Origin of the sequence: Clostridium pasteurianum DSM 525 = ATCC 6013, from assembly GCF_000807255.1 — a bacterium.
Lineage (GTDB): Bacteria > Bacillota > Clostridia > Clostridiales > Clostridiaceae > Clostridium_I > Clostridium_I pasteurianum.
The window spans coordinates 121,070-133,653 of sequence record NZ_CP009268.1 but is presented as its reverse complement, the minus strand read 5'-3'; the positions used below and the strand labels follow the sequence as shown (position 1 = coordinate 133,653).

Genomic DNA, 12,584 nt, shown 5'->3' with positions numbered 1-12,584 from the left:
ATATCATTAACAAGAATTTTATGATAATACACTTATATATCTCAATTGTTCATTTCACAAGAATTGAACATAAATACTCCCATTTCCTCTTTTATATGCTATTATATATTAATTTTAGACTTTTATTTACATAAAAAAAGAGATAGATTAAATCTATCTCACTCTTCTTGCTCCACAATATCCGCTCATATAGGAAAGTGGAACAATTTTTACTACATCTCCAGTATGTGGTGCATGTATTATATTTCCGCCGCCTATATACATACCAACATGTCCTGGACCTGATCCATCATCATGGAAAAATACCAGATCTCCCGGCTGAAGATTTGATTGACTTACAGCTGTTCCTGCTCCAAATTGAGCTTGGCTTGTCCTAGGTATTGATACTCCAAAATGTGCATATACATACTGTACAAAACCAGAGCAGTCAAATCCGCTAGGGCTTGTACCTCCCCAAACATATTTTACTCCAAGAAACTGTTGTGCATATCCAACTACAGATCCACTGGAAGCACTAGATACATTTGAATTTGAAGTGCTTGTACCTGTTGATGGCTTTGAATCCCCGGAGTTATTTGTTGCTGTAGAACTAGTTGAATTTCTTGATGAAGAAGTTGTTGTTTGTACTGATGGCACAGATACTTGTGCGCCTCTATTAATTACAGGTGTAGTAGCCGCTGCTACTTGAGTAGAAGCTTCCTGAACCGCTTTTGCTTTATTTTGTGCTTCTCTTTGTGCCGCTTCACGTGCTGCCTGCGCTGCTGCTTCTTCTGCCTTTTTCTGTTCATCTATTTTATTATTTATAGTATCTACCTGTGCTTTTGCATTGGCACTAGCTATAGTAGCGGCTGCCATCTCAGCCTTATATTGCGCCACTAAAGGTTCTTGAGCTACTTTCTGTTTTCCTAAATCAGCTAAATTTTTATTACTTTCATTTTGTAATGAAAGTAATTGATTTTCATTCTTTTCTAGTAAATTTTTCTTGCTTTCAACTTCTTTCTGTCTTTCATTTAATGAAGCTATTAATTTATTGTCAAATTCAGCAACTTTAGCTATATTATCTACTTTTGATATAAAGTCACTTATTCCCTCTGAATCTAGTAAAGCATTTAAATATCCATCATTACCTGATATGTACATTGCTCTTAGTCTGCCTTTATACATTTCCTGTTCATCTTTTACCCGCTGCTGTGCTCTTTCCAAATTCTTTTTTTCTTTAGCTATGTTTCCTTGAACTGTGCTGATTTTTTCTTTAATTTGCTCTGCCTCAACCATACTTTTTTGGATTTTAATGTCCAAATCTTGTATTTTGTTCTCCAATTCAGCATATTTGGCACTTGACGCATTTAATGCTGCCTGGCTTTGACTATATTGCTCCTTAGATGCATTTAGCTGGTCATTTAAGGAAGGTTCTGCAAACGCTTTACTACCTGCACCAAATACAATACCTACTGCCATGACAATACATATTACCCTCTTATGCAAATTTTATTCCCCCTTGTTTATTTAAATTAAACTTTCGTACTATACAAAATCCCCTACTATGTTTTATTTTACCATCAAATTGGCCTTCACTACAATAGGCGTTTTTAATATAAATTTAAAGTATTTTAAAGAATTACTTAAAATATGAAACCTTTTAAACATATATGTAATATTTTTGGACTAATTTACAAAATTAATCACAATATACTTATTGAAATACATTTAATGCATTATTTATATTTTTAAAGAGTATTTATACACCTCAGATTTAGGAATACATCTTTCTTTTGCCGTTAGTTTTATAGCCTCTTTTTTAGTAAATCCTTTATTCATATAAGATAATATATGGTCTTCTATTGTTAAACTGTCCCATTTATTCTTATTTTCCCTCTCAATATCTTCATCACTTTTTCCGGATATTATCAGCACATATTCTCCTCTAGGTTGTTTTTCATCATAATATTCAATTGCTTTCTCTATAGAACCTCTATATATCTCTTCATGTAATTTAGTTAGTTCCCTACATATGGCTATATTTCTATTTCCCAAAACATCCATGATGATTTCCATAGTTTTTTTTAGTCTATGCGGCGCCTCATAAATTATAATAGTTTCTCTATAGTTTTTTATCTCCTCTAATAATCTCTTTTTATCTTTATTTTCCCTAGGTAAAAATCCTCTAAAAATAAACTTATTACTATCAATACCTGAATATATAAGCGCCGTAATAAGTGCCGTAGCCCCTGGAATCACCTCAAAAGGAATATTGTTCTCTATACATTTCTTTATAACCACACTTCCCGGATCAGATATTCCAGGCATACCTGCATCACTTACTAATGCTATATTTTTATCCTGTAAAAGCAGATCAATAATTTCATTAGATTTATCATTTTCATTAAATTTATGATAACTTATCATAGCCTTCTTTATAGAAAAATAATTTAGAAGTTTCAGAGTTTGCCTAGTATCCTCTGCTGCAACTATGTCGCATTCCTTTAAGGTATCCAGTGCTCTTAAAGTAATATCTTTTAAATTTCCTATAGGTGTTCCAACTAAATATAATTTTCCTGACATAATTCTCTCCTCATAACTATATTCATTATTCTCTTCCATAGATTTTTTCTATTTGAGTGCTATAGCTTCCATCATGATTATGTATGTATATAGGTTCCATCCACTTAAGAAATTTACCTCCATCTCTTTGCCCTTCTATTAAAACTATATTAGGTGCTTTATTTACACTGGGATGTATCATTTGTATAACCTTAGGCTCTATCTTATACTCTCTCATAAGACACAGTATATCTGCTAATCTTTCTGGTCTATGAACCATAAACATCTTTCCATTATCTTTTAAAAGCTTTCTCGATGCCACTATTACATCTTCTAAATTACAACATACCTCATGCCTTGCTATAGCATTTTTATCATTAATATTTAATATACCTGAATTTTGAAGTTTATATGGAGGATTTACTGTGATTACATCTGTTTTTGTAATACTTTTAATAAGGTTGCTATTTTTAATATCACCCTGTATAAATTTAATCTTATCATTTAATTTATTATAAATTACAGATCTGTTAGCCATATCTGCCATATCCTCTTGAATTTCTATACCCAATATATTTGAAGCTTTTGTTTTAGCTGAAATTATAAAAGGAATTATACCAGTTCCTGAGCATAAATCTATTACTGTCATATTTCTCTTTATCTTAGCAAAATTAGCTAAAAGTACCGCATCTACTCCAAATCTAAATGCATTCTTTTTCTGTATAACAAAAATTCCTTTAAGCTGTAAATCATCTAATGTTTCATCTTCTCTCAGTAAACTCAAATTTTATCCACCTTTTCTTCAAAATAATTTAACCATTCCATACTATCTTTATCACATTTTACAATAAATCTTCATCATTAAATTTTACTATTAAAATCTTTCTTAACATTATACACCATAGTTATATTACTTTAAAATTAAAAATTTCTTATAGTATTTATTAACTCTTTTTCCTTTAAAAATTATACACTAAGATTTTGTATTTTAAATTGACTTTATACGCTTGTCAATTTAAAATATAACTTGCAGTATACAGAAATAGAACTAAATTAATTGAATATTCTATTTATTTTATCTTTTCATAAAATGGGCTTTTTTTTATAAAAAAGGTTTATATTATAATTATATATTGTAATTGGGGTGATTCTTATGAAACTTTTAAGGCAATTATGCATAATTGTCATAATATGCTTTATTGGCAGCTTTTTAAGTACTATTTTAAAATTGCCAATACCAGGTAATGTTCTTGGTCTTATAATTTTACTAGTATGCCTTTGTACTGGTGTTATAAAACTTGACAAAATTGATTTAATAAGTAAATTTTTACTTGACCATTTGGCTTTCTTCTTTTTACCGGCTGGAGTTGGACTTATTGCATCCTATGGAATTATCAAAAACACTTGGCCTATTCTTTTAATTATATGTTTTATATCAACTATAGTAATAATGGCTGTTACCAGTTTAGTAGTAACTATTTTAAGGAGAAAAGGAGCTGATTCAAAATGAATTCAATAATTAGCTCACCTATTTTTTCTGTTATGATTTCTTTAATAGCTTTTGAAATAGGCTGTTTTCTGTATAAGAAGACAAACTTTCCATTATTAAATCCATTACTTATTGCAATTACAATAGTAATAATTTTACTTAAAGTCTTTGGTATAAGTATAGAAACCTATAACAAAGGTGGAGATTTAATTAACTTCTTTTTAACTCCATCCACAGTTATACTAGCAGTTCCTCTTTATAAAAAATTGCAGCTTTTAAAAGAAAATGCAGTTCCTATAATAATTGGAATATTAATTGGTTCATTAACAGGTATGTGTTGTATAATATTGCTTTGTCGTATATTCCTTATTCCTAAGAATATAGATTTATCATTAATACCAAAATCAGTTACGACTCCTATAGGTATGGAGGTTTCAAGACAACTTGGAGGAATTCCTCCGATAACAGTTGCTGCTATAATTATAACTGGAATTATAGGTGCAGTGGTCGGTCCAGTTGTTTTTAAAGCTTTAAAGATTAAAGATCCAATAGCTAAAGGCATTGCATTAGGCACTTCATCTCACGCTATAGGTACTACTAAAGCTATAGAAATGGGAGAAGTAGAAGGTGCAATGAGCAGTTTGGCAATCGGTGTAGCAGGTCTCTTAACAGTTATACTTGCACCTTTAATATCAAATATATTTAGTTCACTTATGCAATAATTTTAATACGTATACTTTTTCATTATCATTATAAGCTATTTGAAAGTTTACTTATAATCTTGTTATTAATCACAAAAGCTGTTTTTCAAGAATATCATATCTTGAAAAACAGCTTTAACTACTTTTTACTATTGTCTTCTGTAGCATTATATTTACTATCAATTACAACTATATCTACTCTTCTATTCTTAGCCCTGCCAGCCTCTGTATTATTATCTGATACAGGCCTCTGCTCCCCATATCCCATAGATGTAAGCCTTTTGGCATTTACATGAGCCTGATTTTGTAAAATCCTAAGTACTGCATTGGCTCTTGCCGTAGATAAATCTAAATTATCCATATATCTATAATTACTTATAGGTACATTATCTGTATGGCCTTCTATTCTTATATAATTGTCAATAGAATTTAATATATTACCTATTTCTATAATTTTCTTTTGGAACTCAGGTTTTACATCTGCTTTTCCTGAATCAAAAAACAACGTATCTTTTACACTTACTATAAGGCCTCTCTCCTCTATTTCAGTACTTACATTTCCAGTCATATTATTTTGCTTTATATAATTATCTATAGTTTGTTTTACTTTTTGTAGTTCATTAGCTTCATCCTGTACTTCATTAACTTTCTCATTTACATTATCTTGTTTAGTTGTTTGCTTGTTTTTTCTAGCATCCATAGAATCACCACTTCCAACAATGGTATGCCCGCCACTAAAGGCAATTTTAAATGAATCAGATATTTGTTTATACTTCACTGCATCTACATTACTTGAAGCATACATTACTATAAAAAACATCATTAAAAGAGTTATCATATCAGAATAGGTAAGCATATATCTTTCTGTATTAACATGTTCTTGTGGCTTCTTTTTTCTCATTGTTCTTGTTCACCACTTTCACCTTGATTATATTCTTCTAACTGCTTTTTATCTAAAAATCCCTTTAACTTTTCTTCCAGAGTATTTGGATTAACTCCTTCTTGAATGCAAAGTATTGCCTCTATTATTAAATTTTTTTCCAACATCTCCTGAAAATTTAATTCCTTTAATTTAGTACCAAGTGGCAGCCATATAAAGTTGGCAGATCCTATACCGTAAAGGGTCGCTATAAATGCCCCCGCAATAAGCCCTCCAAGTTGAGTAGGATCTGATAGATTATTTAAAACATGCACAAGACCTGTAACAGTACCTGTTATACCCATAGTAGGTGCAAATCCGCCTGCTGCTTCCAGCATAGCTATACCAACTCTATGTCTCTCTTCAATAAGATCAGCACTAAGTTCAAGAGTATTTTTAACTGTCTGAGGATCTATTCCATCTACTACCATCTGAAGTCCTTTTTTCATAAATGGATCTATATCCTTATCTGCTGAAATCATTTCCTCAATACTGAGAAGGCCTTCTTTTCTAGTCTTAAATGCAATATTTTTAAAATATCTTATAAGGCTTATAGTATTTACCTTTCTATCGCTTAAAGCAACTTTTAAAACTTTTCCTATATTTTTAATTTCATTTCCCGGAAATGAGACACCGACTGCACCAATAGTACCTCCAAACACAATTATAGCTGGTGCTAATGCAATAAGAGCTGTTAAATGTCCTCCATCAAGAAGAAATGATCCAATTAACGCACCAAAGCACATAATTAAAAATACTATAGTAGATATAGCCATGTTTTTTCCCCCTAACGTTTTTCTAGCGTTAATTAATTTATTATTCTTACTTTTATTATCGTATAATTTGTATATATGTTTATGTTTATTTTTGAAGAATAATTAATAAGTGATGAAATATTAGTTTTATTTAATCTTATAAGTCATAATAAAATTTTTACTACCAAACACACAAGTATCTCTCGTACAAATTACGTCTTTTACATTTTCTAAATTTGTAATAACTACCAATGTAGTAAGTTTATATCCCTTATTTACAATTTCTTGTCTATTTATTTTTATAATAGGATCTCCTGTTTTTACGAAGTCCCCTTCTTTTACCAGTCTTTTAAAACCTTCTCCATTAAGCTCTATAGTATCTATACCAATATGAACTAATAGTTCTATTCCTTTTTTACTGGTAACAACAAAAGCATGATTTGTATCAAATATAAGTTTTATTTTTCCATCTATTGGTGATCTTATTATATCCTCTAATGGGTCTACAGCTATTCCTTTTCCTACTATTTCCTCTGAAAACATTCTGTCTGGAACATTAGTTAAATTTACTATATTTCCATTAACCGGCGACATAACTTGAAAAGTGTCCCTAAATATATTAAGCATACCAATTTCCCCCTAATATTTTCTTCAATTTATAGTATAACATAATAAAATTCAGTTACAATAAAAATAAGAAGCCTGCATTTGCAGGCTTCTTATTTTTATGTTTTAATTATAAATTATTCTTGTACTGGTGCTCCAACTGGACAAACGTTAGCACAGTTACCACAGTCGATACAAGTATCGGCATCTATAACGAATATAGAATCTCCTTGACTTATAGCATTAACTGGACATTCTGAAGCACAAGCGCCACAGCTTACACATGAATCAGCGATTTTATATGCCATGAAAAATACACCTCCTTAAAATTTTAATCATAAGTTTACCATAACTTATTGTATCATGTTTTTAAACTTTTTAAAAGTGTAATTTATATTACAGTAAATCCTAAATCTTCTATTGCTTCTATAACTTTATCTATATTTAAAGAATATGCATCATATACTATCTCGATCTCGCCTTTATCTTTATTGATCTGGCAAGCAACAACCCCTTCATTAGAAGCTATGGAATTTCTTACTAAACTAACATCTTTTAATGTTCTCATATTACAAATTCTAAGAATGGATTTCATTTTTATCCTCCTATTAATATTGTTAATCTGGCTTAAATAAATCTTTTATAAATTTCTCATCTTCTCCATCGATTTCTAGTTTGATATCTGCTTCATCAACAACACCTTCAAAGGCCCCAGATATTAGAGAAACTTCTTTTATAGAAATTTCTCTAACAACATCTTCTCCATCCTCATTTTTCACTTTTACTTTTACACTTTCATTAACTACACTATTTGATATTACTTCTCCTTTACCATATTCAGTTTTAACAATAGAAGATACCTTTGGGAGTCTTTTTCTTATATCTTCATAAGTGTTCTGTTCATAGTTAAGACAGCACATAAGCCTTCCACAGATTCCCGATATTTTAGTAGGATTAAGTGATAGATTTTGTTCCTTAGCCATTTTTATAGACACTGGGGCAAAATCCCCCAAGTGCACCGAACAACACATTGGTCTTCCACAAGGGCCCAATCCACCTATCATTTTGGCTTCATCTCTAACCCCTATCTGCCTAAGTTCAATTCTTGTTCTAAAAACTGATGCTAAATCCTTTACTAAATCTCTAAAGTCAACTCGTCCCTCAGCAGTAAAATAAAATATTATCTTATTATTATCAAAAGTATATTCTACGTCAATAAGTTTCATAACCAAATTATGTTTTTGTATCTTTTCTAAGCAAATATTAAAAGCATCCTTCTCTTTATTCTTATTTTCTAAATACTTTTTTTCATCATCTTTATTAGCTTTTCTTATAACATTTTTCAAAGGTAAAACTATTTTATCCTCACTAACCTGTTTAGGCCCTATAACACAATTACCAAATTCTATTCCTCGTGCAGTTTCCACTATAACATTATTTCCACTGTCTATAACATTTTCTTGAGGAGAAAAATAATATATCTTACCAGCCTTCTTAAATCGTATTCCTACAACTGTTACCATTTTAACCCGTTACCAAAACCTTATAAAACTCTATAAATTTGTTTAATTACCCATTCAACGTACCCAATTTTTCTGTCCCTGTTTTATAATGTTGCTGGTTTTGACAAACGTCCTCCCTTCTCTATTTATCTCATATTTTCTTGATATCTTACGCTGCAACCTGCATAACCTTTTTTCTAACTTCTTAACTAATCTCGTTTCATTTATATTTTTAAAATTCATTCCATACATACATTCAATGAAGTTTTATAAATTTATATAGGTTTTCCTCAAATATTATTTGGCTTCTTTCATATTAAGCAGCATTATATGATAGGTCATAGACACATTTACATTACTCTCCAGATTACTTTTAGCATTGTTTATAATATCAATAATACTATTAAGTTTATTATATGAAAATACCTCTGCTAATTTTTTTATATATAAAATTTTATCCAAATTTATAATAAACTTACTTATTCCAGTTTCTTTATATACTATAATGTCCCTTATATAAGATAATAGACAAGTTAAAACCTCTTGCCACATATCTTTGGATTTTGTAAGAAATTCTTCGTTTTTAAGAAAATTTTCCATATCTTCATCATTTATATTAGCCAGTATATTAATTAATTTTTCTCTCATTTCCTTAAATAAATCATTATCAATAAAATCCACTATCCTTCCAGGGATTCCATCCGCAAAAGCTTTAACCGCTTTTTTTTCATCTTCATCAATATCAGGATATTTATTACAAATAAACTTATCTATTTCATCTTCACTCAATTTTTTTAATTTGTAAATTTGACATCTGGATTTAATTGTATCTAAAATATTTTCTTGGTTTTCACATAACAATAATATAAATACCCCTTCTGGAGGCTCCTCTATAGTCTTTAAAAAAGCATTTTGTGCCTGAATTGTCATTTTATCAGAATTATGAATTATTATAACTTTTCTATTTCCCTCATAAGGCTTTCTATTTGCTTCTTCTATTATCTCCCTAATTTGATCCACAGAAATAGATTTTTTATTATCTGCTATTCTACACTCTATTATATCTGCATATTGTTTATAACATTCTTTTCCTATAATATTAATGGCAGCCTCAAGTGCAACAAAACTTTTACCTATACCATCTTCACCACTTATCAAGCATGCATGAGAAAAATTTCCTAATTTTATGGAATCAATGAAATTTTTTCTAATATGTGTATGTCCTACTATATTGCTAAGTTGCATATTATTCACCATCAAATCTTTATAAATTTATCTACATCTACTACAAAAATAGTAGCTCCACCAATTTGTACATCAATGGGATACGGCACATATACTCCTGTTGCTCCTTCTACTGGTGAAGGTGAAGTTATAACTTGTTCTCTTGTTTTACATTCTTCTTCTATAATTCCAAGCACCTTATCAACATCTTTTTCATCCACTCCTATCATAAGAGTTGTGTTTCCTGCTTTTAAAAACCCTCCCGTAGTTGCAAGTTTAGTTACACGAAAATTTTCTTCAGTTAATACATGTATTAAATCACCAGCATCATCATCTTGTACCATAGCAATAATAAGCTTCATAAACATACCCTCCCTTATCTTTTTCATAATTTATAAATAAATATATTATTTTTTAATTTGTATCTATAAATAAATTTATTATATACTTTAAATCTTAACTATATGTTGTAACTTTTTATATAAAATTAAATTATATATACTATTTTATCATAAATTTTTATATTTAAATTCAAATAAAATAATTATACATACATAGATAAAAATTCATTATAATTTGTAATTAATTTTACATAGCTCAATAATAACTTAAAATACTTTTTTTTATGTCATTTATACATTCATTAATTTCATAATTATAATATACTTTTTTAATTCCTGCAGACTTTAATTTGCTTTCACTAAAATCTCTTTCATCAGCAAGAAATCTTCTGCACATTTCACTATAATTAGGTTTTTCCTGTTCTCTTTCTCTTTTCAGAGCTCTTTCCAATCTGATACCATCATCTAAAGTAATATAAATTGGTACTACTTTATCTTTACCAAAATAGTTTTGAAGACTTACATATGCTTCCAAAGTAGTTATTATAAGATAACCGTTATTATTACCATCAATTTGTCCATCATCTATGGTAGAATAATACCATATTCCGTTTACAGTATTATATTCTCTTATTTCTATAACCTTACCCATATTTTTATAATTATTTAATTTATCTTCATCAATAAAGTAATACTCTATTCCATTAGTTTCTTTTTCTCTTTTTGGTCTTGTCGTATACGGAATTATAGCTTTTAAATTCAAAACTTTTTTATCTATTAATCTTTTAAATATTGTATCCTTACCTGATCCGCTTTTTCCTAGCAGACAAAATATTTTACCCATTCTACATGCAACCCCTAATTAAATAATAACTTTAATTTTTTTCTCCTGATTAATACCTAGAACAGTACATTTGTTATATAAATAGTATTCTATAAAATTTATTATACAATCATCTATAATTTCTCCTGGTAATATAAGTGGTACTCCTGGAGGATAAGGAATAATAGCTTCTTTACATACTTTCCCGCATGCTTCATTATAATTTATCAATGTATATTCCCTCTCCACAGCCTCAAAAGGCTTAATTTTCATATGACCTATAGTGCTCTCTATCATATGAAAATTATAATCTTTTATATCTTCAAGATTACAATCACAGAGTACTTTATAAAGAAATTTAAATTCATCTTCTGTATTAAATGTAGAAAATATTAAAACTACATTACGATAATCACACATTTCGGGCTGTATCTTTTTACTTTTTAAATATTTATATAGCTTATAACCACTAAATCCTTCTTCTACATTTAAAACATATCTTGTTACATCAATATCCTCTTTATTCTGTAAATCTTCTTTAGAAACAATATAAAATCCTTCTAATGCATTTATTTTTTTTCTATAATAATTACATATATCAATTAATTTTTTGTATTCATCTTTTCCCCTTTCTTCTAAATAATATCGTGCATAATCCATTGAACACATCAACATATAAGAAGGGCTTGTACTTAAAAATGCACTAACATAAAAATCTACTTTTTCTGTATCAACTTTATCACCAATATGTAAATAGGCTGTTTGTGTAAGGCTGGGAAGTGTTTTATGAGAACTCATAACAACAAAATCCCCCCCTAACTTTACAGCACTTTCAGGCAGCTCATTATGAATTCCAAAATGAGCTCCATGAGCACTATCTATAAGTACCTTCATACCTCTTTTATTTGCTTCTTTTATAATAAATTTTAAGTTACAACATATGCCATAGTAATTAGGATAAGTGACTATAATACCTTTTGCATCTAAATTTTCATCAAATAATTTTATTAAATAATTCTCATCTATAGACAATTGTAAACCAAATTTATTATCAATTTTATTCTTTATATATACAGGCTCAAGTTTTCTCATTATTATCCCATTAAAAATAGATCTATGACAACTTCTCTCTACTATTACTTTTTCCCCCTCATTAAAGCAGGAAAATATCATAGCTAAATTGCCACTAGTACTTCCATTAATTAAAAAATAAGATTTTTTACTTCCATATAAATCTCGTAACATATTTTGTGCTTCTTTAATTATACCATCTGAATGATGTAAATTATCTACTCCGTCAACTTCAGTGATATCAGCTTTTATAAAATTTTCATATAATTCTTTTCCTATATCTGTATTATTAAATCCCTTTCCATTCTTATGACCAGGCATACAGAACATTAGATTTTTTTCTCTTAAGTACTCAAGCACACCATCTACAAGTGGTAATTTTGACAATTATATTCAGCTCCTCTTGTTTGAATCATGTTTTTTCTTATTGATTCTTTATAGTATTCGTAAAAATCATTTCCAGGCTCTAAATTAATTAATCTTTCTTCGCAAGACTTACAAATACCTTTGCCATTAACTATTATACCATCAGTTAGAGGCTTTCCACATATAATACAGCTTTGTTTTTTCATTATAACCTCCTACAATCACATTAATTTATCCAATGACTAG

At 29.1% G+C, this 12,584-nt stretch carries 16 protein-coding genes and 1 pseudogene; 2 read left to right on the top strand and 15 right to left on the bottom strand.

Annotation, left to right across the window (positions count from 1 at the left end; all coding sequences use genetic code 11):
• Window positions 1-153: 153 nt before the first annotated feature.
• The 3 genes from CLPA_RS00635 to CLPA_RS00625 form a co-directional block, all read right to left on the bottom strand.
• Entirely contained in the window at window positions 154-1,485 is a 1,332-nt protein-coding gene (locus CLPA_RS00635) for a C40 family peptidase (RefSeq protein WP_003440335.1), read from the bottom strand.
• Between the two features lie 234 nt (window positions 1,486-1,719).
• Window positions 1,720-2,562, bottom strand: a complete 843-nt coding sequence (rsmI, locus tag CLPA_RS00630; RefSeq protein ID WP_003440334.1) for a 16S rRNA (cytidine(1402)-2'-O)-methyltransferase — start codon at window positions 2,560-2,562, stop codon at window positions 1,720-1,722.
• A gap of 25 nt (window positions 2,563-2,587) precedes the next feature.
• A complete protein-coding gene (locus tag CLPA_RS00625) occupies window positions 2,588-3,325 on the bottom strand; it encodes a tRNA1(Val) (adenine(37)-N6)-methyltransferase (protein WP_003440332.1) in 738 nt (245 codons plus the stop codon).
• 369 nt (window positions 3,326-3,694) lie between these two features.
• Here CLPA_RS00625 and CLPA_RS00620 point away from each other — a divergent pair, with 369 nt between their 5' ends.
• Window positions 3,695-4,051, top strand: coding sequence for a CidA/LrgA family protein (locus CLPA_RS00620; protein ID WP_003440330.1), 357 nt, complete (start codon window positions 3,695-3,697; stop codon window positions 4,049-4,051).
• Window positions 4,048-4,752 carry an LrgB family protein gene (locus tag CLPA_RS00615; protein WP_003440328.1) on the top strand — a complete coding sequence of 235 codons (705 nt, stop codon included), beginning with the start codon at window positions 4,048-4,050 and terminating at the stop codon, window positions 4,750-4,752. The genes CLPA_RS00620 and CLPA_RS00615 overlap by 4 nt, the downstream gene beginning before the upstream one ends.
• 118 nt (window positions 4,753-4,870) lie before the next feature.
• Here CLPA_RS00615 and CLPA_RS00610 read toward each other — a convergent pair whose 3' ends face one another.
• The 12 genes and pseudogenes from CLPA_RS00610 to CLPA_RS00560 all read right to left on the bottom strand — a co-directional run bounded on the left by CLPA_RS00610 (window position 4,871) and on the right by CLPA_RS00560 (window position 12,544).
• Window positions 4,871-5,632: an OmpA/MotB family protein gene (locus tag CLPA_RS00610; protein WP_003440326.1), complete on the bottom strand. Its 762-nt coding sequence runs from the start codon at window positions 5,630-5,632 to the stop codon at window positions 4,871-4,873.
• Entirely contained in the window at window positions 5,629-6,426 is a 798-nt protein-coding gene (locus CLPA_RS00605; RefSeq protein ID WP_003440324.1) for a motility protein A, read from the bottom strand. The genes CLPA_RS00610 and CLPA_RS00605 overlap by 4 nt, the downstream gene beginning before the upstream one ends.
• A 126-nt stretch (window positions 6,427-6,552) precedes the next feature.
• Window positions 6,553-7,032 carry a PTS sugar transporter subunit IIA gene (locus CLPA_RS00600; RefSeq protein ID WP_003440322.1) on the bottom strand — a complete coding sequence of 160 codons (480 nt, stop codon included), beginning with the start codon at window positions 7,030-7,032 and terminating at the stop codon, window positions 6,553-6,555.
• A 116-nt stretch (window positions 7,033-7,148) separates the two neighbouring features.
• Window positions 7,149-7,319, bottom strand: coding sequence for a DUF362 domain-containing protein (locus CLPA_RS00595; protein ID WP_003440320.1), 171 nt, complete (start codon window positions 7,317-7,319; stop codon window positions 7,149-7,151).
• A gap of 83 nt (window positions 7,320-7,402) precedes the next feature.
• Window positions 7,403-7,606 carry a heavy-metal-associated domain-containing protein gene (locus CLPA_RS00590; RefSeq protein WP_003440317.1) on the bottom strand — a complete coding sequence of 68 codons (204 nt, stop codon included), beginning with the start codon at window positions 7,604-7,606 and terminating at the stop codon, window positions 7,403-7,405.
• A 22-nt stretch (window positions 7,607-7,628) separates the two neighbouring features.
• A complete protein-coding gene (locus tag CLPA_RS00585) occupies window positions 7,629-8,534 on the bottom strand; it encodes a PSP1 domain-containing protein (protein WP_003440315.1) in 906 nt (301 codons plus the stop codon).
• 81 nt (window positions 8,535-8,615) lie between these two features.
• Window positions 8,616-8,768, bottom strand: a pseudogene (locus CLPA_RS21485) (RNA-guided endonuclease InsQ/TnpB family protein); the annotation flags it as partial.
• A gap of 42 nt (window positions 8,769-8,810) precedes the next feature.
• Window positions 8,811-9,758, bottom strand: a complete 948-nt coding sequence (locus CLPA_RS00580) for a DNA polymerase III subunit delta' (protein ID WP_003440314.1) — start codon at window positions 9,756-9,758, stop codon at window positions 8,811-8,813.
• A gap of 11 nt (window positions 9,759-9,769) precedes the next feature.
• Complete coding sequence (locus tag CLPA_RS00575; protein ID WP_003440312.1) at window positions 9,770-10,099, bottom strand: cyclic-di-AMP receptor; 330 nt, start codon at window positions 10,097-10,099, stop codon at window positions 9,770-9,772.
• Between the two features lie 235 nt (window positions 10,100-10,334).
• Window positions 10,335-10,922: a nucleoside/nucleotide kinase family protein gene (locus CLPA_RS00570; protein WP_003440310.1), complete on the bottom strand. Its 588-nt coding sequence runs from the start codon at window positions 10,920-10,922 to the stop codon at window positions 10,335-10,337.
• An 18-nt stretch (window positions 10,923-10,940) separates the two neighbouring features.
• On the bottom strand, window positions 10,941-12,359 hold the full coding sequence (locus CLPA_RS00565; RefSeq protein ID WP_003440309.1) for an aminotransferase class I/II-fold pyridoxal phosphate-dependent enzyme: 1,419 nt from the start codon (window positions 12,357-12,359) through the stop codon (window positions 10,941-10,943).
• On the bottom strand, window positions 12,338-12,544 hold the full coding sequence (locus tag CLPA_RS00560) for a sigma factor G inhibitor Gin (protein ID WP_003440308.1): 207 nt from the start codon (window positions 12,542-12,544) through the stop codon (window positions 12,338-12,340). Before CLPA_RS00560 ends, CLPA_RS00565 begins: the two co-directional genes overlap by 22 nt.
• Between the last annotated feature and the right edge of the window lie 40 nt (window positions 12,545-12,584).